Source organism: Streptomyces sp. NPDC047000 (assembly GCF_040644295.1).
GTDB lineage: Bacteria > Actinomycetota > Actinomycetes > Streptomycetales > Streptomycetaceae > Streptomyces.
In genome coordinates this window covers 44,615-66,444 of the sequence record NZ_JBEYWE010000038.1, presented here as the reverse complement: position 1 = coordinate 66,444, position 21,830 = coordinate 44,615, and the positions used below count along the sequence as shown (strand labels likewise).

The 21,830-nt window shown below is 72.3% G+C and carries 16 protein-coding genes; 10 read left to right on the top strand and 6 right to left on the bottom strand.

From position 1 onward, the window contains the following. Positions 1-195: 195 nt before the first annotated feature. A complete protein-coding gene (locus ABZ862_RS35310; RefSeq protein ID WP_360967633.1) occupies positions 196-1,422 on the bottom strand; it encodes an ROK family protein in 1,227 nt (408 codons plus the stop codon). Between the two features lie 120 nt (positions 1,423-1,542). Here ABZ862_RS35310 and ABZ862_RS35305 point away from each other — a divergent pair, with 120 nt between their 5' ends. The 3 genes from ABZ862_RS35305 (at position 1,543) to ABZ862_RS35295 (ending at position 7,518) form a co-directional block, all read left to right on the top strand. Then, the gene (locus ABZ862_RS35305; RefSeq protein WP_360967630.1) at positions 1,543-3,093 is read left to right on the top strand and encodes a hypothetical protein; all 1,551 of its coding nucleotides are present in this window, start codon (positions 1,543-1,545) and stop codon (positions 3,091-3,093) included. Beyond that, on the top strand, positions 3,090-5,033 hold the full coding sequence (locus ABZ862_RS35300; RefSeq protein WP_360967627.1) for a glycogen debranching N-terminal domain-containing protein: 1,944 nt from the start codon (positions 3,090-3,092) through the stop codon (positions 5,031-5,033). Before ABZ862_RS35305 ends, ABZ862_RS35300 begins: the two co-directional genes overlap by 4 nt. Positions 5,034-5,676: 643 nt before the next feature. Beyond that, on the top strand, positions 5,677-7,518 hold the full coding sequence (locus ABZ862_RS35295) for a sulfatase-like hydrolase/transferase (protein WP_360967624.1): 1,842 nt from the start codon (positions 5,677-5,679) through the stop codon (positions 7,516-7,518). Between the two features lie 19 nt (positions 7,519-7,537). Here ABZ862_RS35295 and dusB read toward each other — a convergent pair whose 3' ends face one another. Continuing rightward, entirely contained in the window at positions 7,538-8,719 is a 1,182-nt protein-coding gene (gene dusB / locus ABZ862_RS35290; RefSeq protein ID WP_360967620.1) for a tRNA dihydrouridine synthase DusB, read from the bottom strand. Positions 8,720-8,835: 116 nt separating this feature from the next. Here dusB and ABZ862_RS35285 point away from each other — a divergent pair, with 116 nt between their 5' ends. Continuing rightward, positions 8,836-10,281: an MFS transporter gene (locus ABZ862_RS35285; RefSeq protein WP_360967617.1), complete on the top strand. Its 1,446-nt coding sequence runs from the start codon at positions 8,836-8,838 to the stop codon at positions 10,279-10,281. A 59-nt stretch (positions 10,282-10,340) separates the two neighbouring features. On the opposite strand, the gene ABZ862_RS35280 is transcribed toward ABZ862_RS35285, so the two are convergent. Continuing rightward, a complete protein-coding gene (locus ABZ862_RS35280; protein ID WP_360967614.1) occupies positions 10,341-11,291 on the bottom strand; it encodes a helix-turn-helix transcriptional regulator in 951 nt (316 codons plus the stop codon). Positions 11,292-11,404: 113 nt separating this feature from the next. Here ABZ862_RS35280 and ABZ862_RS35275 point away from each other — a divergent pair, with 113 nt between their 5' ends. Further along, positions 11,405-12,868, top strand: coding sequence for an MFS transporter (locus tag ABZ862_RS35275; protein ID WP_360967611.1), 1,464 nt, complete (start codon positions 11,405-11,407; stop codon positions 12,866-12,868). A gap of 538 nt (positions 12,869-13,406) precedes the next feature. Here ABZ862_RS35275 and ABZ862_RS35270 read toward each other — a convergent pair. Beyond that, entirely contained in the window at positions 13,407-14,789 is a 1,383-nt protein-coding gene (locus ABZ862_RS35270) for a glycine--tRNA ligase (protein ID WP_360967608.1), read from the bottom strand. 163 nt (positions 14,790-14,952) lie between these two features. Between ABZ862_RS35270 and ABZ862_RS35265 the strand changes: the two genes are divergently transcribed. The 4 genes from ABZ862_RS35265 to ABZ862_RS35250 all read left to right on the top strand — a co-directional run bounded on the left by ABZ862_RS35265 (position 14,953) and on the right by ABZ862_RS35250 (position 18,174). After that, positions 14,953-15,921 carry a metal ABC transporter substrate-binding protein gene (locus tag ABZ862_RS35265; RefSeq protein ID WP_360967605.1) on the top strand — a complete coding sequence of 323 codons (969 nt, stop codon included), beginning with the start codon at positions 14,953-14,955 and terminating at the stop codon, positions 15,919-15,921. Positions 15,922-15,944: 23 nt separating this feature from the next. Beyond that, positions 15,945-16,769 (top strand): metal ABC transporter ATP-binding protein, encoded by an 825-nt coding sequence (locus ABZ862_RS35260; protein WP_360967602.1) that lies wholly within the window; start codon positions 15,945-15,947, stop codon positions 16,767-16,769. Next, positions 16,769-17,671, top strand: coding sequence for a metal ABC transporter permease (locus tag ABZ862_RS35255; RefSeq protein ID WP_360967599.1), 903 nt, complete (start codon positions 16,769-16,771; stop codon positions 17,669-17,671). The genes ABZ862_RS35260 and ABZ862_RS35255 overlap by 1 nt, the downstream gene beginning before the upstream one ends. A 74-nt stretch (positions 17,672-17,745) precedes the next feature. Further along, positions 17,746-18,174 (top strand): transcriptional repressor, encoded by a 429-nt coding sequence (locus tag ABZ862_RS35250; RefSeq protein ID WP_360967596.1) that lies wholly within the window; start codon positions 17,746-17,748, stop codon positions 18,172-18,174. A gap of 167 nt (positions 18,175-18,341) precedes the next feature. Here ABZ862_RS35250 and ABZ862_RS35245 read toward each other — a convergent pair whose 3' ends face one another. Then, entirely contained in the window at positions 18,342-19,181 is an 840-nt protein-coding gene (locus tag ABZ862_RS35245; protein ID WP_360967593.1) for an isoprenyl transferase, read from the bottom strand. Positions 19,182-19,240: 59 nt separating this feature from the next. Further along, a complete protein-coding gene (gene recO / locus ABZ862_RS35240) occupies positions 19,241-19,987 on the bottom strand; it encodes a DNA repair protein RecO (protein WP_360967590.1) in 747 nt (248 codons plus the stop codon). Between the two features lie 844 nt (positions 19,988-20,831). On the opposite strand from recO, the gene ABZ862_RS35235 reads away from it, so the two are divergent. Next, positions 20,832-21,767 (top strand): dihydrodipicolinate synthase family protein, encoded by a 936-nt coding sequence (locus ABZ862_RS35235; protein WP_360967641.1) that lies wholly within the window; start codon positions 20,832-20,834, stop codon positions 21,765-21,767. The last annotated feature ends 63 nt before the right edge of the window (positions 21,768-21,830 follow it).

Here is a 21,830-nt window from a genome sequence, read left to right as displayed (position 1 = left end):
CACCCCCCGCGCCGGCCACCCCGCCCCCCACCCCCGCCCCCCCGGGGGCGGGCCCCCCCCCCCCCGCCGGGATGTCGCCCCCGCCGCCCCTTCCCGTTCCCGTCCCTGGGGGCTGCGCCCCCAGACCCCCCTTTCGGCCCTGGACGGGCCTCGTCCTCAAACGCCGGACGGGCTGGATGAGGCGGGGGTGGGAGCCTAGACGCCCAGGGCCTGTAGGCGTTCTTCTGCTCGGGTCGGGGTGTACAGGTGTTCCACCACCAGGGCTCCGGCGCCGATGAGGGCCGCTCGTTCGCCCAGGCGGGAGGTGACCACCTCCAGGTGGGCCGTGGAGCGGGGCAGGGCCCGCTGGTACAGCAGTTCCCGTACGCCGGTCAGGAACGGGGTGCCCGCCAGGTCGCCCGCGATCATCAGCACGCCGGGGTTGAGGAGGGTGACGACCGTCGCCAGCACGTCTCCCACCTGCCGGCCCGCCTCCCTCGCCAGCGCCGTCGCCTCCGGGTGCCCGGCCGCGAGGAGGGCCCGTACGTCCGAGCCGGACGCCGCCGGAAGTCCCGCCTCCGCCAGCCTGCGCGCCACCGCGCCGCCGCTCGCCACGGCCGCCAGGCAGCCCGTCGAACCGCACCGGCACTGCGCCTCCGCGCCGACCCGGATGTGCCCGATGTCGCCCGCGCCGCCGTCGACACCCCGGTAGATCGAGCCGCCGACCACCACTCCGGCGCCGATACCCGTCGACACCTTGACCAGGACGAACGCCGAGCAGTCGGGGTGGCCGGTGCGCTGTTCGCCGTACGCCATCAGGTTGGCGTCGTTGTCCACCAGGACCGGGATCCGCGGGACGCCGGTGTGCTCGGCGAGGGCGCGGGCCAGGCGGCCCCTTATGTCGTAGCCGTCCCAGCCCGGCATGATCGGCGGCTGGACGACCCGTCCGCTCTCGCTGTCCACCGGGCCGGGCACGGCCAGCCCGACCCCGGCGACCTGCTCCGCCGGGCGGCCCGCCTTCTCCAGCAGTCCGCCGAACCATTCACCGAGTTCACCCAGAACGAGGTCCGGCCCGTCCTCCACGGCCAGGGTTCCGGAGTGCTCGGCGAGGATCTCGCCGGTCAGCGTGAGGACGGCGGCGCGGGCGTGACGGGTGTCCAGGTCGGCGGCGAGGACGACGGCGTGGGAGTCGTCGAACTCCAGGGTGATCGAAGGGCGGCCCCCGAGCGGTGACCCGACCGGGCCGCCCGCGCCCTCGCGGAGCCAGCCCGCGCGGAACAGGCGGTCCAGCCGGTGCCCGACGGTCGCCCGGGAGAGCCCGGTCGCCTGCTGGAGCGCGCCGCGCGTCGTCGCCCGACCGCTGCGCACCAGTTCCAGCAGCTCACCGGCGCCGGCCTGACCGCCACCCCTGCCCGTACCCGTGCGTCCCGGCCGTCCGGTCATGCGCACCCCCTTGTGTTTCTCAACTCTGCATTACATATTGAGTTTTGCGTGTTAAATAGACGTAACCCTACGGTAGCCACGGCCGAACCGCTCGGCCGGACGTCTTTCGGGGAGCCCCGAGTGGATCGCACCGCCCAACTCACCGCCCGCCCCACCCAGCCCACCATTGCATACGATCCGGCACCGGCCGCCGGATCCCTGCACGTCAGGGCCGCACGTGTGCTGGAGGACAACTGGACCGGCACCTCCACGGTGCCCTCCCGTGAGCTGTACCCGCACCAGTGGTCCTGGGACTCCGCCTTCATCGCGATAGGGCTGCGCCACCTCTCGCCGCTCCGCGCGCAGACCGAGCTGGAGACGCTGCTGTCCGCCCAGTGGGGTGACGGACGCATCCCGCACATCGTCTTCAACCCCTCCGTCCCGCTCGACGCCTACTTCCCGAGCCCCGACTTCTGGCGCTCCTCGACCGCGGGGCGTGCCGCGGGCGCCCCGCGCACCGTACAGACCTCCGGCATCGTGCAGCCACCGGTGCACGCGCTGGCCGTCTGGCTGGTCCACCGCGCCGATCCCGGGCTGTCCCGGGCCCGCGGTTTCCTCGCCCGCATGTACCCCCGGCTGGCCGCCTGGCACCGCTATCTGCTGCACCGCCGGGATCTCGGCGGGGGCTCGCTCGCGTCCGTCGTGCACCCCTGGGAACAGGGCATGGACAACAGCCCCTGCTGGGACGCCCCGCTGTCCCGGATCACTCCCGCCCCGGCCCGCTCCTTCCGCCGCGCCGACCTCGACCACGGCGCCGCCGAGGACCGGCCGACCGATCTGGACTACGGACGGTACGTCCGGCTGGCCGCGGACTACCGCGACCGGGAGTACCGGGACACGGACTACCGGGACGGTCCTGCCGGGCGCCGCGTCACGGCCGGCCGGTTCGCCGTGGAGGACCCCGCGTTCAACGCCCTGCTCATCGCCTCCGAGCACGCCCTGGCACGGATCGCACGCGAGCTGGGCGCCACCGGCACGGCCCGGCACGCGCGCGCCGAACGGCTGACGGCGGCCCTGATCGACCGGCTGTGGGACCCGGCGGAGGGCATGTTCTTCTGCCGGGACGTGTGCGGCGGCGGCCTGATCCCCGAGCGCAGCGTCTCCGGTCTCGTCCCGCTGCTGCTGCCCGGCCTGCCCCGTGACGTGGCCGCCGCCCTCACCGCCACGGTCGGCGGCCCGCACTTCGGGCTCGGCGTCACCACCCGTCTCGTCCCCAGCTACGACCTCCTCGGCGAGGCCTTCGACCCGCACCGCTACTGGCGCGGCCCGGCCTGGTTCAACACCGGCTGGCTGCTGGAGCAGGGGCTGCGCACGCACGGCGCGACCGAGCGGGCCGGCGCGCTGCGGGCGACGCTGCTGAGCAGCGCCGGGGACTCCGGGTTCGCGGAGTACGTCGACCCGTACACCGGTGAGGCGTGCGGCGCGCAGGGCTTCGGCTGGACCGCCGCGCTCACCCTCGACCTGCTCCACGAACCCCTGGCCGGAGGCGACGGCGAAGCCGGCGTCGACGGCGGGAGCGAGACGAGCGACACGAGTGCCAAGAGCGTTACGAGCGTTACGAGCGTTACGAGCGACAGGAACGGCACGGACGACATGCGCAGCAAGGGCGTCAAGGGAGGGGACCGGCCATGACCGACCGGCATCATCTGCTCGTGCACGGCACCACCTTCGCCGCCGTGGGTGACGGCGGCGACATCACCGGCGTCCGGGGCACGGGCGGTTCCCCGGACGGCCTGTTCGCGCGGGACGCGCGGCACCTCAGCCGCTGGCAGCTGACGGTCGACGGCGCCGTACCGGAGACGCTGGCGCCCGTCGCCGACGGAGACGTCGCGCGCTGCGTCCTCGTACCGCGCGGCGGGCGCGGCGAGCCGCCCGCGTACACCGTCTTCCGTGAACAGGCCGTCGGCGACGGCTCGTTCGTCGAGCTGCTGCGGATCACCGGCAACCGTCCGGTGACCACCACCGTCCGGGTCGCCGTCACCGCCGACGCCGACTTCACCGACCAGTTCGAGCTGCGCTCCGACCACCGCACCTACGCCAAGACCGGGGCCGTCCGCCGCCGGCAGGTCCTGGACCACGGCGTCGAGTTCACCTACCGGCGCGGCGACTGGCAGTCCTGTACGACGGTCACCTCCGACCCCGCGCCCGACGGTGTCGAGGAGACCGGGACCGGTGCCCGGCGGCTGGTGTGGACGCTGGAGATCCAGCCGCACGACACCGCCGAGCTGACCCTGCGCGTCATGGCCCGCCCGCACGGCGACAAGCGCGCGCTGCGCGTGCCCCGCTCCCCCGCCGCACTCCACGGACAGCAGCTCGAGCGGGAGGGCGAGTTCGTGGAAGGCGTCGCCTTCCCGACCGGCTGGCCCGAGCTGGCGGCGGCCTGTGCCCGCGGCCTCGCCGACCTCGCCGCGCTCCAGGTCCCGGCGACCGGCCCGGACGGCGAGGAACTCCGCGTCCCCGCCGCCGGGGCCCCCTGGTTCCTCACCCTGCTCGGCCGCGACGCTCTGATCACGTCGCTGTTCGCCCTGCCGTTCCGCCCGCAGCTCGCCGCCGCCACCCTGCCCGCGCTCGCCGCCACCCAGGCGACCGCGACCCGCGCGGAGTCCGTCGCCCAGCCCGGGAAGATCGTCCACGAGGTACGGCACGGCGAACTGGCGTACTTCGGGCAGGTGCCGTACGGCCGTTACTACGGCTCGGTCGACGCGACGCCGCTGTTCCTGGTGCTCCTCGGCGCGTACGTCGAGCAGACCGGCGACACCGCGCTCGCCCGACGCCTCGAGTCCCATGCCCGCGCGGCCATCGGCTGGATGCTCGACCACGGCGGGCTCACCTCGCGCGGCTACCTGGTCTACCGCGCCGACCGGGGCGGCCTCGCCAACCAGAACTGGAAGGACTCCCCCGGCGCCGTCTGCTCGGCCGACGGCACCCGCCCCACCGGGCCGGTGATGGCGGCGGGCGCCCAGGGCTACGCCTACGACGCGTTGCGCCGCACGGCCTGGCTGGCCCGCACGGTGTGGCGGGACGAGACGTACGGCGCCCTGCTGGAGCAGGCGGCGGCCGATCTGCGGGACCGGTTCCAGCGGGACTTCTGGATGCGGGAACAGCAGTTCCCGGCGCTCGCCCTGGACGGGGAGGGGCGTCAGGTCGACGCGCTCGCCTCCGACGCGGGGCATCTGCTGTGGTCGGGGCTGCTGGACAAGGAGTACGGCGAGGTCGTCGGACGGCGGCTGCTGGAGGCGGACTTCTTCTCCGGGTGGGGCGTACGGACGCTGGCGGCGGGGCAGGCCGCGTACCACCCGCTGTCGTACCACCGGGGGTCCGTGTGGCCGCACGACAACGCGCTGATCACGCTGGGGCTCGCGCGGTACGGACTGCACGACGAGGCACGCACGGTGGCGCATGCGCTGGTCGACGCGGGGGCCGCCTTCGGGGACCGGCTGCCGGAGGTGCTGGCCGGGTACGGGCGGGAGGAGTGGGGAGGGCCGGTTCCCTATCCGCACGCGTGTGTCCGGGAGTCGCGGTCCGCGGCGGTGGCGCTGGCGCTGCTCACGGCGGTGGGAGGCGGGGCGTAGGGCTCCGCCGGGGGGGCGGTCGGTCGATACCTCGGGGGCGGGGGTTTTGCGCAGTTCCCCGCGCCCCTGGGGAGGGGGTGGGGCTGCGGGTTTGCCTCGTGTTTGCTCTGGGGGCGTGAACGGGAGGGTTGGGGTGGCCGTACGGGAGGACGGTGGGTGGTTGGGGAGTGTGCCCGCCTGTCCGTCACAGATCGCGTACGGAAGGACCTCCGGGGTGCCGCAGCACACGAGCATTCGCCAGTCATCGAGTTCGGCCGCGGTGGCCAACGGCGAGGCGGAGGAGGAGAAACCGGACGCTCAGGCGTCGGAACCGGCACCGGAACCGGTCCTCACGACCGAAGCGGAGCACGAGCCGGACTCGGAACTGCATTCCGAGCCGGAGCCGAAGCCAGAGCCGGACTCAAAGTTCGAGCCGGACTCGGAGCAGGAGTCGAAGCCGGAGTCCAAGCCTGAGCCGGAGTCGGAGTCGAAATCCGAGCCCGACTCGGAGCCGAAGCCGGACTCGGAGCCGAAGCCGGACTCGGACTCAGAGCCGAAGCCGGAATCCAAGCCGGACTCAGAGCCGAAGCCGGAATCCAAGCCTGAGCCGGAATCAGAGCCGGAGTCGGAGTCGGCCGAGGGTGGTCGTTCCGTCGGTGAAGTCGTGGGGGCCGTCGCGGAGGCGGGCGATGACACCCGGGAGGCCGAGGAGGCCGTCGAGGTGCCTGCCGAGGCCTCCTCGGGGGCGGCCGGTACTGCCCTCGCCGAGGCCGGTGCTGCCCCCGCCGCCGGTGACGGCGACCGCGGGTCCCGGCGGTTCCGGCTCGACGTGCGTGGGCGGTACCGGGGGTGGCGGCAGGCGCACCCCGCCGCCGCCGGCGTGCTGTCCGTCTCGGTGAACGTCCTGGCCGCGCTGCTCGTCGTCGTCGCGCTCGTGATGCCCAACACCATGGTCGGGTTCGGGCCCCGGCAGTTCCTGCGGATCCCCGGAGAGGCGATCATCGCCGCCGCCGTGCTGATCGCCCTGCCCCGGCGGCCCAGGAGAGTGGCCGCGGTCGGATCCGGGTTCCTGATCGGGGTGCTGGCCGTACTCAACGTGCTCGACATCGAGTTCAAGGAATACCTCGGCCGCCCCTTCAACCCCGTGCTCGACTGGACCCTGTTCTCCGACGCGGAGGCCTACGTACGGGACACCATGGGCGGCACCGTCGCCGTCGCCGCGTCCATCGGCTCCGTCGTGCTCGTCGTCCTCGTGTGCGTCCTGCTCGCGCTCGCCGCCCTGCGGCTCACCGACCTGCTCGCCCGGCATCACGCGCGGGCCAGCCAGGGCACGCTGATCGCCGGGGTCGCCTGGATCACGTGCACCTCCCTCGGGTTGCAGATCAGCGGGGTGCCCATCGCCGCGCAGCACACCGCGGCGTCCGCCCGGATGGAGATCGAGCGGGTGTCGGACACCCTGAAGGACGAGGCGGACTTCAAGAAGGTCGCCAAGGTCGACGCGTACGGGAACACGCCTGGTTCGCAGTTGCTGACCGGGCTGCGCGGCAAGGACATGATCTTCACGTTCATCGAGAGCTACGGCCGCAGCGCCATCGAGGACCCGATCGAGGCGCCCGGTGTGGACAAGACGCTCGACGAGCGCACCGCCGCGCTGAAGAAGGCGGGGTACGCGGCGAAGAGCGGCTGGCTGACCTCGGCGACGTACGGCGGCAGCAGCTGGCTCGGGCACTCCACCACCATGTCGGGCCTGTGGATCAGCAACCAGCAGCGCTACCACACGGTCATGGCGAGCGACCACATGAGTCTGACCGACGCGTTCAAGAAGACCGGCGACTTCGACACGGTCGGGGTGATGCCGGGTGTGCAGAAGGGCTGGCCCGAGCAGAAGTGGTACGGCCTCGACAAGGTCTACAACGCCTTCCAGCTCGGCTACAAGGGACCGAAGTTCAGCTGGTCGACGATGCCCGACCAGTACACGTTGCAGCAGTACCAGGACCGGGTGCACAGCAAGCAGCCGGCGGACGGCAAGTCGCGGATGTCGCTGCTGATCCTGACCTCCAGCCACCAGCCGTGGGCGCCGATCCCGAAGATGGTCGGCTGGGACGAGCTGGGCGACGGCTCGATCTTCAAGGGCATCGAGGCGGCGGGCAACAAGGCGGAGGACGTCATCGCCGACACCACCAAGTCCCGTACCGAGTACGGCAAGTCGATCCAGTACTCGGTGACCGCGCTCACCGAGTGGCTGGAGCGCTACGGCACCGAGGACACCGTGCTGGTCTTCCTCGGCGACCACCAGCCGCGCGAGCGGGTCAGCGGCAACCACGCCAGCCGTGACGTGCCGGTGTCGATCGTCGCGAAGGACCCGAAGGTGCTCGACCGGATCGCCGACTGGAACTGGACGGACGGCCTGCGCCCCGCGCACGACGCCCCGGTCTGGAAGATGAGCTCCTTCCGCGACCGCTTCCTCGCGGCCTACGGCTCCACGAAGCACCCCAAGAAGGGCTGAGCCGCCGACCTCCCGGGGCTCAGCCCCCGGAGGTGTCCAGTTCCGCGTCCTCGCCGACGCCCGCGCAGTCGTACGGGTCCTTCAGCCAGCCGTCCGGCAGCACCACCCGGTTGTTGCCGGACGTACGGCCGCGCGGGCCGTCGGCGCCGGCCGGCCAGGGCTGGCCGAGGTCGAGTTCGTCGAGGCCGGCGCGCAGGTCGGCCAGCGACGACGTGATCGCGAGCCGCTTACGCATCTCCGAACCGACCGCGAAGCCCTTGAGGTACCAGGCGACGTGCTTGCGGAAGTCGATGACGCCCCGCGCCTCGTCACCGAGCCACTCGCCCAGCAGACCGGCGTGCCGGACCATCACGTCGGCCACCTCCCGCAGCGCGGGCCGCGTGAGCTCGTCCGGGCGGCCCTCGAAGGCGGCCACCAGGTCGGCGAACAGCCACGGGCGGCCCAGGCAGCCGCGGCCCACGACGACGCCGTCGCAGCCCGTCTCGCGCACCATCCGCAGCGCGTCGCCGGCCGACCAGATGTCGCCGTTGCCGAGTACGGGGATCTCCGGCACGTGCTCCTTGAGGCGGGCGATCGCCTCCCAGTCGGCGGTGCCGCCGTAGTGCTGGGCGGTGGTGCGGCCGTGCAGGGCGATCGCGGTGACGCCCTCCTCGACGGCGATGCGGCCCGCGTCCAGGTAGGTGAGGTGGTCGTCGTCGATGCCCTTGCGCATCTTGATGGTGACCGGCAGGTCACCGGCACCGCGCACCGCCTCGCGCAGGATGGAGCGGAGCAGGTTCCGCTTGTACGGGAGGGCCGAGCCGCCGCCCTTGCGGGTGACCTTGGGGACCGGGCAGCCGAAGTTCAGGTCGATGTGGTCGGCGAGGTCCTCCTCCGCGATCATGCGGACGGCCTTGCCGACGGTCGCCGGGTCGACGCCGTACAGCTGGATCGAGCGCGGTGTCTCCGACGCGTCGAACCGGATCAGCTGCATGGTCTTCTCGTTGCGCTCGACCAGTGCCCGGGTCGTGATCATCTCGCTGACGAACAGCCCCTTGCCGCCGCTGGCCCCATCCTTCGGGTCGCCTCCGGCGAAGGACCTGCACAGGGTGCGGAAGGGCGCGTTGGTGATCCCGGCCATGGGGGCCAGCACGACGGGCGGCGCGACGGTGTGGGGACCGACCCTCAGGGGGGACTCGGGCAGGGGCTCGGGCGTGGGCATTGACCCATTGTCGCGTATGCGGCGGGATGGCCGGGCGGGGGCCGCGGTGTTCCTCGCCGTCACCCACCCTCAGTCATTAGTTAGACGCACTATCGATTCTGGTCTAGGATGACGCCATGCCGGAGCTGACTCCTCGTCGCCGACTCCTGGTGCTCGCGATCTGCTGCATGAGCCTGCTGATCGTGAGCCTGGACGTCACCATCCTGAATGTGGCCCTGCCGTCGATCCAGCGTGACCTGCACACCAGCACCTCGGGTCTGCAGTGGACGATCGACGCCTACACCCTGGTGCTCGCCGCGCTGCTGATGCTGTCCGGTTCCACGGCCGACCGCATCGGACGCAAGCGCGTCTTCATGACCGGGCTCGCCGTCTTCACGGCCGGTTCGGTGCTGTGCTCCGTCGCGCCCAGCCTGACCGCGCTCGTCGTCTTCCGCATGATCCAGGCGGTGGGCGGCTCGATGCTGAACCCGGTCGCCCTGTCGATCATCACCAACACCTTCACCGACCCCCGCGAACGCGCCCGCTCGATCGGGGTGTGGGGCGCCGTCGTCGGCATATCGATGGCCGGCGGACCGCTGATCGGTGGACTGCTGGTGCAGTCCGTGGGCTGGCGGTCGATCTTCTGGATCAACCTGCCGGTGGGCCTGGCCGCCCTGCTGCTCACCCTGCGCTTCGTCCCCGAGTCCCGCGCGCCCAAGGGCCGCCGCCCGGACCCGGTCGGCCAGCTCGCGGTGATCGCCCTGTTCGGCTCGCTGACCTACGCCATCATCGAGGCCCCGGGCAGCGGCCTGACCACCGTCCTGCCCTTCGCCGCCGTCGCGCTGGCCGCGCTCCTGGCCCTCCTGTGGTACGAGCCCCGACGCGACGAGCCCCTGATCGACCTGCGGTTCTTCCGCTCGGCACCGTTCAGCGGGGCCACTCTCATCGCGCTGAGCGCTTTCTCGGCCCTGGGCGGTTTCCTCTTCCTGTCCACGCTGTACCTGCAGAACGTGCGCGGTCTGAACGCCCTCCACGCGGGCCTGTGGATGCTGCCGATGGCACTGCCGATCTTCCTCTGCGCCCCGCTGTCCGGCCGGCTGGTCGGCAGCCGGGGGCCGCGGCTGCCGCTCCTCATAGCCGGCACCTCGATGACCGCGAGCGCCCTGCTCTTCGCGGCCTTCGAGGCGGAGACCTCGGACGTCACGCTGTTCCTCGGCTATCTCCTGTTCGGCATCGGCTTCGGCTTCGTCAACGCGCCGATCACCAACACGGCCGTGTCCGGGATGCCGCGCGCCCAGGCCGGGGTCGCGGCGGCCGTCTCCTCCACCAGCAGGCAGCTCGGGCAGACGCTGGGCGTGGCCGTGGTGGGTGCGGTGCTGGCCTCCGGGGTGGGCTCGTCGCCGTACCGGGAGACGTTCGTTTCCGCGGCCCGGCCCGGCTGGTGGATCCTCGTGGGCTGCGGTGTGGCGGTGCTGGTGCTGGGCGCGCTGACCAGCGGCCGCTGGGCCCGGCGCACGGCGGAGCGGACGGCGCAGCGGCTGAACTCGGCGGAGGTCAGGGAGGCGGCGGGCATACCCGCCTGACGCCGACGGCGGCGATCGGCCCGCGGAACTCGCGGAACGCCTGGAACCCGCGGAGCCGGTCAAGCGGCCGGCCGCTCCTCCAGGGCGATCGCGTGGAGCCTCTCCAGGCGTTCCCTGGACTCCTCGTCCGCCGGGACGTAGGTCAGCAGGCGGGGGCCGGTGCCCGGGGTGAGCCAGAGGTCGCTGTGGTCGACGGTGATGCGGCCGACGTGCCGGTTGCGGAACTCCTTGCGCCGGGTGGCCGGATCGGCCACCTCGTGACGGTCCCAGACCTCGCAGAACTCCGGGGACTCCGTGCGCAGCCGCTTGAGCAGCGTCTTCCAGCCCGGCTCGGCGAGATGACCGGCCATCGCGGCCCGGAAGCGGGCGGCCATCAGCCGCTGCGCCGTCTCCAGATGCACGATCGACGACTGCCACACCGGGTGCGTGTAGGAGAGGATCAGACAGTTTCGGTCCTGGACCGGCACCTCGTCGAGATCGCACAGCAGGAGACCGTAGGTGCGGTTGTAGGCGAGCAGGTCGTACTTGCTGTTCTGCACACAGGCCGGGAAGGGCTCGATCTGCCGCAGCAGCGACCGCAGGGCCGGCGTGACCTGCGGACACTCGCTGGGCGGGGCGGGGTCGACGGCACCGGCCAGCTGGAAGAGGTGGGCGCGCTCGCTGCGGTCGAGCAGCAGGGTGCGGGCGAGGGCGTCGAGCACCTGGACGGAGACCTGGATGTCCCTGGCCTGCTCGAGCCAGGTGTACCAGGTGACACCGACCGCGGAGAGCTGGGCGACCTCCTCGCGCCGCAGACCGGGCGTACGGCGCCGGCTGCCGCGCGGCAGGCCGACCTGCTCGGGTGCGATGTGCTCACGGCGGTGGCGCAGGAAGGCGGCGAGTTCATGGCGGCGGATCTCGGCGGCACGGCCGCGGGGCGGGGCGGCGGCCAGGGCGACGGGCGGGGCCTCCGGGTGAGTACCGGTGAGAACCTCTCGCGGAGGTGCGGTGTCCTGTGCCATGGTCGTCATGCCTCCAGCCTGCCGTCGTGCCCGCCCTGCCGCGGACCCTGTTGCCGGGTAGTGCTTGTACCAGGATAAGAACACTCTGGTACCAGCCTCCCACCGGGAGCAGGCTCGTACCCGTGACCGAAACGACGACCACTTCACCCACCGTCCGATCCACGGCCGGGCCCGCTCCCGGGCCCGCCGGATCCGCTGCCGCGGGTCCCGTCCTCAGCGGGCTCGGGCTGTTCACCGTGCTGCTCGCCGCGGCGCTGCCCCTCGTCGATTTCTTCATCGTCAACGTCGCCCTGCCGACCATGGGCCAGGACCTGCACGCGAGCGAGGCCGTCCTGGAACTCGTGGTGGCCGGGTACGGCGTCGCCTACGCCGTGCTGCTCGTCCTCGGCGGCAGGCTCGGCGACCTGTTCGGACGCCGCCGGCTGTTCCTCGGCGGTATGGCCGCCTTCGGGCTGACCTCGCTGGCCTGCGGGCTCGCCCCCGGCGCCTGGTCACTGGTGGCGGCGCGGGTCGCGCAGGGCGCGGCGGCCGCGGCGATGCTTCCGCAGGTGCTGGCCACCATCCAGTCGGCCACGCACGGGCCGCGGCGCGCCCGGGCGATGGGCCTGTACGGCGCGACGGCGGGACTCTCCATGATCGCCGGGCAGATCCTCGGCGGGATCCTGGTGTCGGCGGACATCGCGGGCACGGGCTGGCGTTCGGTGTTCCTGGTGAACGTGCCCGTCGTGATCGCCGGCCTGGTGCTGGCCGTCCGCAGCGTCCCCGAGACCCGCTCCCAGCACCCCGAGCCGGTGGACGTCCCCGGCACGGTGCTGCTCGGCGCGTCGCTGCTGGCGCTGCTCGCCCCGCTCACCGAGGGCCGGGCGGCGGGCTGGCCGCTGTGGACGTGGCTGTCGCTGGTGGCGTTCCCGCTGCTGGCGGCGGCGTTCTACACGGTGGAACGGCGGGCCGACCGGCGGGGCCGTACGCCGCTGGTGCCGCCGAGTCTGCTGGCGCTGACCTCGCTGCGGCGGGGACTGGTGATGCTGGTGCCGTTCTCGATCGGCTTCAGCGGGTTCATGTTCGTCATCGCGGTGGCGCTTCAGCGGGGCGCCGGGCTCGACCCGGTCCCGGCGGGACTGGCCCTCGCCCCGATGGCGATCGCCTTCTTCGTCGTCTCGCTGGCCGGGCCTCGGCTGGTGACGCGGTGGGGTACGCGGGTGGTGAGCGTGGGCGCGCTGGTGCAGGCCGTGGGGGTCGGTGTGATGGCCCTGACGGCGTGGCGGTCGTGGCCGGACCTGGGTCTCGTGCAGCTGCTGCCGGGGGCGGCGGTCGCCGGCGCGGGCCAGGCGCTGCAGTTGCCGATCCTGTTCCGGATCATCCTGTCGGAGGTGCCGGGGGCTCGCGCGGGCGTGGGCGGCGGGGTGATGATCACGACGCAGCAGTCGGCGCTGGCACTGGGCGTGGCCTCGCTGGGGACGCTGTTCCTCTCGCTGGTTCCGGGGATGGGCATGCGGGACGCCCTCGTGACGACGCTGCTGGTCCAGCTGGCGGGGATCGCCCTGACGGGCCTGCTGAGCCTGCGGTTGCCCCGGGCCGTCGGCTAGGGGTTCCCTGCGGGGGCGGTCCCCTGTGGGTGCGGGTGCGTCGTGGTTTCTCGCGCAGTTCCCCGCGCCCCTGGGGTGTTCCGCCTCGCCGGGGTCGGCAGGTGCCCCGCGGGGGGCGTGCGCCGGCGCGGGTGCGGGTGCGTCGTGGTCGGTCGCGCAGTTCCCCGCGCCCCTGAGGTGTTCCGCCTCGCCGGGGTCGGCAGGTGCCCCGCGGGGGGCGTGCGCCGGCGCGGGTGCGGGTGCGTCGTGGCTGAGCGCGCAGTTCCCCGCGCCCCTTCAGGGCGTTGACCATCCCGCTCGTCAAGAGGCACAGCAAGCCACGGACACCCCAGAAGCGCGAAAACTGCGCGACCGACCAGCTACGGCCCGCAGCCGACGGACGAACAGAACCGCCTCAGGGGCGCGGGGAACTGCGCGACCGGCCACTGCCGGCCCGCGCCCGAAGCACCCCGGGCGGCAGCGACGAAAACGCCGGGTGGGCCGATGCTGTCGGCCCACCCGGCGTTCCGGGTCGGAGGAGGCTACCCCCGGCCAGGGGTCACGCGCCGATCAGGCGGGACGCCAGGTAGCCCTCGATCTGGTCCAGCGACACGCGCTCCTGCTTCATGGTGTCGCGCTCGCGGACGGTCACCGCGTTGTCCTCGAGGGTGTCGAAGTCGACCGTCACGCAGTACGGCGTGCCGATCTCGTCCTGGCGGCGGTAGCGGCGGCCGATGGCGCCGGCGTCGTCGAACTCGATGTTCCAGTGCTGGCGCAGCGCCTGGGCGAGCCCCTTGGCCTTCGGGGACAGCTCGGGGTTGCGGGACAGCGGCAGGACGGCGACCTTCACCGGGGCGAGGCGGTGGTCGAGGCGCAGCACGGTGCGCTTCTCCATCTTGCCCTTGGCGTTGGGCGCCTCGTCCTCGACGTAGGCGTCGAGCAGGAAGGCGAGCATGGTGCGGCCGACACCGGCGGCGGGCTCGATGACGTACGGCGTCCAGCGCTCACCGGCCTCCTGGTCGAAGTAGGAGAGGTCGGTGCCGGAGGCCTGGGAGTGCGCGCCGAGGTCGTAGTCGGTGCGGTTGGCGACGCCCTCCAGCTCCCCCCACTCGCTGCCGCCGAACTGGAAGCGGTACTCGATGTCCGCGGTGCGCTTGGAGTAGTGGGAGAGCTTCTCCTTCGGGTGCTCGTACCACCGCATGTTCTCCTCGCGCAGGCCCAGGCCGGTGTACCAGCCCCAGCGCTGCTCCATCCAGTACTCCTGCCACGTCTCGTCCTCGCCCGGCTTGACGAAGAACTCCATCTCCATCTGCTCGAACTCGCGGGTGCGGAAGATGAAGTTGCCCGGCGTGATCTCGTTGCGGAAGGACTTGCCCATCTGCGCGATGCCGAACGGCGGCTTGCGGCGCGAAGTGGTCTGCACCTGGGCGAAGTTGGTGAAGATGCCCTGGGCGGTCTCGGGGCGCAGGTAGGCGACCGAGCCGGAGTCCTGGGTCGGGCCGAGGTGGGTGGAGAGGAGACCCGAGAACTGCTTGGGCTCGGTGAAGGTGCCCTTGTTGCCGCAGTTGGGGCAGTTGAGGTCGGCGAGGCCGTTCGCGGGGGCGTGGCCCTTCTTCTCCTCGTACGCCTCCTCCAGGTGGTCCGCGCGGAACCGCTTGTGGCAGGAGGTGCACTCGGTGAGCGGGTCGGTGAAGGTGGCGACGTGGCCGGAGGCGACCCAGACCTCGGGGGCCAGGATCACGGACGAGTCGAGACCGACCACGTCCTCGCGCGACGTCACCATGTAGCGCCACCACTGGCGCTTGATGTTCTCCTTGAGCTCGACACCCAGCGGCCCGTAGTCCCAGGCGGCGCGCTGGCCGCCGTAGATCTCACTGCACGGGAATACGAAGCCACGGCGCTTGCTCAGGCTGACGATGGTGTCGATCTTGTCGGCGGCCACGGTGCTCTCTTCATTACGACGACGGGCGACGAAGCGAGACGCTTCACAGCGAATGCCTCAGCGTACCGGCGGGGGCTGGCCCTCGACCAAATCGGATGGGGGTACGGACCCTCACCGGAGGGCTTGTTGACAACGGTTTCCATATTTGTTGAAAATGACTGTCATGAACGTACGACGACAGCACATATCCGGGGTCGCCGTCGCGGCCGTCACCGCACTCGGCCTCGGCGCCCTCTCCGCGTGCTCGGCCGACAGCATGGCGGCCGGCAACACGGACAGGTTCGACGTCGTCGCGTCCTTCTACCCGATGGCCTACCTCGCCGAGCAGATCGGCGGGAAGCACGTCCACGTCACCACTCTCACCAAGCCCGGCCAGGAGCCGCACGACCTGGAGATCAGCGCCCGGCAGACCGCGCAGCTCCAGGTCTCCGACGCGGTGGTCTACCTCACGGGCCTCCAGCCCTCCGTGGACGACGCCGTCGCCCAGTCCGGAGTGCGCACGAAGGTCGACGCCGCCGCCCTCACCACCCTGGAGACACACGGCAGCGAGGTCGGCGGGCACGCCGCCGCACACGACGAGAAGCAGGGCGGCGAGGAGACCGGCAAGGACCCGCACATCTGGCTCGACCCGGTGCGCTACGCCCAGGTCGCCGAGGGCGTCGGCGCCGCCTTCGAGAAGGCCGACCCCGGCCACGCCGCCGACTACCGGAAGAACACCGCGGATCTCGTCGCCCGGCTCGACGCGCTCGACACCCGCTACCGGAACGGGCTCAGCGCCACGAAAACCAAGGTCTTCATCACCACCCACGCCGCCTTCGGGTACCTCGCCGAGCGCTACGGCCTCACCGAGGAGGCCATCAGCGGCCTCGACCCCGAGTCCGAGCCCAGCGCGGCCCGCATCAAGGAACTCGAGAAACTCGCGAAGGCCGACGGCGTCTCCACCGTCTTCTACGAGACCCTCGTCAGCGACAAGACCGCGAAGACCGTCGCCGGTGACTCCGGCCTGAGGACCGACGTCCTCGATCCGGTCGAGGGCATCACCGGCACCTCCCGCGGCACGGACTACATCGCGGTCATGGACACCAACCTCGCGGCACTGAAGACCGCGCTCGGCAGCGACAGCGACAAGTGAGCCCCGGAACGAGGGAGAACGACATGGGTGATCCGCAGACCCCCGTGCGCGAGGCCGTCGTGGCGCTGCGCGGCGTCACCGCCGAACTCGGCTCACGGCCCGTGCTGCGCGGCGTCGACCTCACCGTCGGGCGCGGCGAGGTCGTCGCCCTGCTCGGCGCCAACGGCTCCGGCAAGTCGACCGCGATCCGTACGGTCATCGGCCAGGTGCAGCCCGGCGCCGGGCGGATCGAGCTGTTCGGCACCCCGCGCCACCGCTTCCGCGACTGGTCCCGCGTCGGCTACGTACCGCAGCGCACCACCACCGAGGGCGGCGTGCCCGCCACGGTCACCGAGATCGTCGCCTCCGGCCGCCTCGCCCGCAGCCGCTTCCGCCCCTTCCGCGGCCCCGACCGGGCCGCCGTACGGCGCGCCCTGGACCTGGTCGGCATGGCGGACCGCGCCAGGGACTCCGTGACCGCCCTCTCCGGCGGCCAGCACCAGCGCGTCCTCATCGCCCGCGCCCTGGTCTCCGAACCCGAACTGCTGATCATGGACGAGCCGATGGCCGGCGTCGACCTCGCCAGCCAGGGGATCCTCGCCGCCACCCTGCGCGAGCAGGTCGCCGCCGGGACCACCGTCCTGCTGGTGCTGCACGAACTCGGGCCGCTGGAGCCGCTGATCGACCGCGCGGTCGTCCTGCGCGACGGGTGCGTGCTGCACGACGGACCACCGCCGCGCGCCGTGGCCAGCACTCCCCCAAGCTCTCAACTTCGTTCGAGCAGGGGGTACCCCCAGCCCGGCCACGACCACGTCCACCCGCACGCGCCCGCGGGCACCGAACCGATCCGCACCGGACTGCTGAGCTGATGAACATCCTCGACTTCGACTTCATGCGGCGCGCGCTGCTCGCCGCCGTGCTGGTCGGCATCACCGCCCCCGCCATCGGCATCTACCTCGTACAGCGCCGCCAGCCCCTGATGGGCGACGGCATCGGGCACGTCGCCATGACCGGCGTCGGCCTCGGCTTCCTGCTGAACTCCTCCCCCGTGTGGACGGCCACCGCCGTCTCCGTGCTGGGCGCCGTCCTCATGGAGCTGATCCGCTGGTACGGCAGGACCCGCGGCGACATCGCCCTCGCCATGCTCTTCTACGGCGGCATGGCCGGCGGCGTGATGCTCGTCAGCGTCACCCCGGGCGGCTCCACCGCCAACCTCAGCTCGTACCTGTTCGGGTCCCTCTCCACGGTGTCCTCGTCCGACGTCACGGCGATCTCGGTCCTCGCCGCCTTCGTCGTCGTGGTCACCGTCGGGCTGCGCCGCCAGCTGTTCGCCGTCAGCCAGGACGAGGAGTTCGCCCGGGTCACCGGGCTGCCGGTGCGCGCCCTCAATCTCCTCACGGCCGTCACCGCGGCCGTGACCGTCACCGTCGCCATGCGGGTCGTCGGACTCATCCTGGTGTCCGCGCTGATGGTCGTGCCCGTCGCGGCCGCCCAGCAGCTCACCCGGAGTTTCGCGGCCACCTTCGTGATCGCCGTCGCCATCGGGGTGACCGTCACCCTCTCCGGCACGGTCACGTCGTTCTACCAGGACGTGCCGCCCGGTGCGACGATCGTCCTGCTGACCATCGCCCTCTTCGTCGTCCTGACCGCCCTCGCCACGCCGCTCGCCCGGCAGCGCGCCCGTGCCAGGGCCGCGGCGCAGTCCGCCGGGAACCCCGTGGAGTGTGCGATTCCGGCCGCCCGGGTCACCGCCGAGGAGGCGGGAGCCTGACCTGCCACAGGGGCGGCTGGCACAATGGTCCGCCAGGCGCAGACCGGCGCGCGCAGACGTGGAGGAGGCAACCGGTGACCACCGCTGGACCGCCCGTGAAGGGCCGTGCCACCCGGCAGCGGGCGGCAGTCGCTTCGGCCCTCGACGAGGTCGACGAGTTCCGCAGCGCACAGGAGCTCCACGACATGCTCAAGCACAAGGGCGACGCGGTCGGGCTCACCACCGTGTACCGCACGTTGCAGTCGCTGGCGGACGCCGGGGAGGTCGATGTGCTGCGCACGTCGGACGGCGAGTCCGTGTACCGGCGGTGCGCGTCCGGGGAGCACCATCACCATCTGGTGTGCCGGGTGTGCGGCAAGGCGGTCGAGGTGGAGGGTCCCGCCGTGGAGAAGTGGGCGGAGGCGGTGGCCGCGGAGCACGGGTACGTCAACGTGGCGCACACGGTGGAGATCTTCGGTACCTGTGCGGAGTGCTCCGCGGGTTCGGCGGGGTCGGCGGGGTAACCCGGGTCTGCTTCTGCTTGCAGCAGGGGCCGGTGGGGCTGGAGGCTGGGGGCTGCCGCCCCCAGACCCCCGCTGTCGGCCCTGGACGGGCCTCGTCCTCGAACTCCCCCAGAGGGGGTACCCCCAGGACGGGCTGAGTGGAGCCGGCCCGCGTCTCCAGGGTGCCGTTACGCTTCCTCCTGCTTGCCCTCCATGGCGAGGAGTTCCTCGTTGGGGATCGCGCCGCCGAAGCGGCGGTCGCGGGAGGCGAACTCCAGGCAGGCCCGCCACAGGTCCCTGCGGTCGAAGTCGGGCCACAGGACGTCCTGGAAGACCAGCTCCGCGTAGGCGCTCTGCCAGAGGAGGAAGTTGGACGTGCGCTGCTCGCCGCTGGGGCGCAGGAAGACGTCCACGTCGGGCATGTCCGGGTAGTACAGGTACTTCTGGATCGTCTTCTCGCTGACCTTGTCCGGGTCGAGCTTCCCCGCGGCGACGTCGGCGGCGATGCCCTTCATGGCGTCGGCGATCTCGGCGCGGCCACCGTAGTTCATGCAGAAGTAGAGGGTCAGGCGGTCGTTGTCCTTGGTCTGCTCCTGGGCGATCTGGAGTTCCCTGGCGACCGACTTCCACAGCCGGGGCATCCGGCCCACCCAGCGCACCCGGACACCGAGCCCGTCAAGGGTGTCGCGGGTCTTGCGGATGAAGTCCCGGTTGAAGTTCATCAGGAAGCGGACCTCCTCGGGCGACCGCTTCCAGTTCTCGGTGGAGAAGGCGTACAGGGAGATCGCGCCCACGCCCATCTCGATACCGCCCTGCAACACGTCGAGGACGCGTTCGGCGCCGACCTTGTGGCCTTCCGTACGGGGCAGCCCGCGCTCCTTGGCCCAGCGGCCGTTCCCGTCCATGACGATCGCCACGTGCTTCGGGATCAGCTCGCCGGGGAGCTTCGGCGGGCGGGCGCCGGACGGGTGCGGCTCCGGCGCCTTGTACTCACGGCGCCGCCGTCCCAGGAACCCGCTAACGACCATGTCCTTCTCGTCTCCCTCAGTTCTTGGCGGTCTTCCGCTTTTCCGGTGGTGCGTCCGGCCTACTTTTCCACGTATCGCAGCGAGCGCAGGCCGCGTTCCAGATGCCAGTGCAGATACGCCGACACCAGCCCGCTGCCCTCCCGGACGTACCGCGCCTCGCACGCGTCCGCCGTCTCCCAGTCGCCGGTGAGCAGCGCGCCCAGGAGCTGGAGGGCCGCCGGCGAGGGCACCACGCTGCCCGGCACCCGGCAGTCCGGGCACAGGGCGCCTCCGGAGCCCACCGAGAAGAAGCGGTTCGGTCCCGGCATGCCGCACTTCGCGCAGTCGCCGAAGCTCGGGGCGTACCCGTTGACGGCGAGCGAGCGCAGCAGGAACGCGTCGAGGACCAGGTGCGGCGCGTGCTCGCCGCGGGCGAGGGTGCGCAGCGCGCCCACCAGCAGCAGGTACTGCTGGACCGCGGGCTCCCCCTCGTGGTCGGTGAACCGCTCGGCGGTCTCCAGCATCGCCGTACCGGCGGTGTAGCGCGCGTAGTCGGCCACGATCCCGCCGCCGTACGGCGCGATCGTCTCGCTCTGCGTGCACAGCGGCAGGCCCCGGCCGACCAGTTCGCCGCCCCGTGCGAAGAACTGCACGTCCACATGGGAGAACGGCTCCAGGCGGGCGCCGAACTTCGACTTGGTCCTGCGCACCCCGCGCGCCACCGCCCGTACCCGGCCGTGACCGCGGGTGAGCAGCGTGATGATCCGGTCCGCCTCACCCAGCTTCTGGGTGCGCAGCACGATGCCGTCGTCGCGGAACAGACTCATGCGGTCCATTCTCGCCCACGCCGCCGGCGCTCCCGGCACCCCCGGCGTCCTCCGGCTCCGGTCCGCTCACCGCGGCGGGCCGCTCCGCCTCCGTGGCGTCCCGCAGGGCGGCGGGCTCGGCGTCCCATTCGAGGCCGCCGCCCTGCGGTCTGAGCTGGACGTAGGGTCCCTCGTGCCCCATCACGAAGCCCACTCTCCCGGTGCGGGTGTCGACGACGCAGGTACCGAGCTGCGGTTGCATGGCGCTCCTCAGGCCGTCCTTCAAGTGCCGTCCCCCGTCACGGTCCCCTGGGGCTCCAGCGGTGCCGTCCCTCCCGCTCTGTGGCTCCCCATCGGCGTCCGGTTTCACTCTTCGGTGGACGGTGAACACGCTCCGCGTCTAGGCTCGTCCGTTCCCCGTGCCGGGCCACGTTGAGGTACCGGACGTCCCAGGCCCCCCTACGGCGGTACCCCGGACCCCCAGCTCTCTGAGGCGTCACATCCCTTGCACGGCAATGCCGTTGGGCGGACCTCTGACGGCTACGCCATTCGCGTGCGATCTCTTGACCGCCCCCGGGGCCGCTCCTATGGTCACGCTGACCGGGTCGGACGCAGGACGTCGGACCTCCTCCCCGGCGCTCCCCACCGCCTCCGCCCGCACCTCCGCCCCAGCGTTCATCCGCGCTCCCCCCCACCCGTCCGCCAGACACTCGCCGCCGGAGGAACCGTGCGCGACGTGCCCCCGGCGGGCTGGCGATACGCGTCACCGGGCGGGCACCGCTACCGGTGTCACCATCCTGTGGAGGAGGACCGGGTTGGACACGGCCCGGTGCATCGGACGGACCCGTGACCCGAAGGAGCCATGATGTCGCTGCCCGCCCCGCTCACCGGCGTCGTCCCGCCCGTCTGCACACCCCTGACCCCGGACCGCGAGGTGGACGTCCCCTCCCTGCTCCGGCTGGTCGACCACCTGGTCACGGCCGGGGTGAGCGGGCTGTTCGTGCTGGGCTCGTCGTCCGAGGCCGCGTACCTCACCGACCGGCAGCGCGGGCTGGTGGTGGAGTCGGTGACCGCTCATGTGGCGGGCCGGGTGCCGGTGCTGGCCGGTGCCATCGACATGACCACGCCACGGGTGCTGGACCATGTCGCGGCGGTCTCGGCGGCGGGCGCCGACGCGGTCGTGGTGACCGCGCCCTTCTACACCCGCACCCACCCGGCGGAGATCGCCCGCCACTACCGGCTCGTCGCGGCGGCCTCACCCGTCCCGGTGGTGGCCTACGACATCCCGGTCGCCGTCGGCGGCAAACTGCCCGTCGGCCTGGTGCTGGACCTCGCCGAGGAGGGCGTGCTGGCCGGCGTGAAGGACTCCAGCGGTGACGTCGCGGCCTTCCGGGAGCTGGTCACGGGCGCCCGTGACCGCGCCGGCCTGTCCGGCTTCACGGTGCTGACCGGCTCCGAGGTCGTCGTCGACGTCGCGATGGCGCTGGGCGCGCACGGCGCCGTGCCGGGCCTGGCCAACGTCGACCCCGACGGCTACGTCCGTCTCCTGCGGCTGTGCGCCGAGGGCGACCTGGCGGGCGCGCGGGCCGAACAGGAGCGGCTGTGCGCGCTGTTCGGGCTGACCGGTGTCGGTGATCCGGCCCGGATGGGCGGCAGTTCGTCGGCGCTGGGCGCGTTCAAGGCGGCGCTGCGGCTGCGGGGCGTCATCGCCTGTCCGGCGACTGCGGAGCCTCAGGTGCCGCTGTCTCCGGAGGAGGTGGAACGGGTGGGCAAGTACCTGGCGGCGGCGGGGCTGCTCTAGGTCCGGTCCGGCTGGGGCGCGACGGTTCTCGCCCCAGCCGCCCCTTCCCGTTCCCGTCCCCGG

Bases quoted from the DNA above. Each gene is read 5' to 3' on its own strand.
- ABZ862_RS35310 (WP_360967633.1), bottom strand. From the start codon at position 1,422: ATGACCGGACGGCCGGGACGCACGGGTACGGGCAGGGGTGGCGGTCAG.
- ABZ862_RS35300 (WP_360967627.1), top strand. From the start codon at position 3,090: ATGACCGACCGGCATCATCTGCTCGTGCACGGCACCACCTTCGCCGCC.
- dusB (WP_360967620.1), bottom strand. From the start codon at position 8,719: ATGCCCACGCCCGAGCCCCTGCCCGAGTCCCCCCTGAGGGTCGGTCCC.
- ABZ862_RS35285 (WP_360967617.1), top strand. From the start codon at position 8,836: ATGCCGGAGCTGACTCCTCGTCGCCGACTCCTGGTGCTCGCGATCTGC.
- ABZ862_RS35280 (WP_360967614.1), bottom strand. From the start codon at position 11,291: ATGACGACCATGGCACAGGACACCGCACCTCCGCGAGAGGTTCTCACC.
- ABZ862_RS35265 (WP_360967605.1), top strand. From the start codon at position 14,953: ATGAACGTACGACGACAGCACATATCCGGGGTCGCCGTCGCGGCCGTC.
- ABZ862_RS35260 (WP_360967602.1), top strand. From the start codon at position 15,945: ATGGGTGATCCGCAGACCCCCGTGCGCGAGGCCGTCGTGGCGCTGCGC.
- ABZ862_RS35255 (WP_360967599.1), top strand. From the start codon at position 16,769: ATGAACATCCTCGACTTCGACTTCATGCGGCGCGCGCTGCTCGCCGCC.
- ABZ862_RS35245 (WP_360967593.1), bottom strand. From the start codon at position 19,181: ATGGTCGTTAGCGGGTTCCTGGGACGGCGGCGCCGTGAGTACAAGGCG.
- recO (WP_360967590.1), bottom strand. From the start codon at position 19,987: ATGAGTCTGTTCCGCGACGACGGCATCGTGCTGCGCACCCAGAAGCTG.
- ABZ862_RS35235 (WP_360967641.1), top strand. From the start codon at position 20,832: ATGTCGCTGCCCGCCCCGCTCACCGGCGTCGTCCCGCCCGTCTGCACA.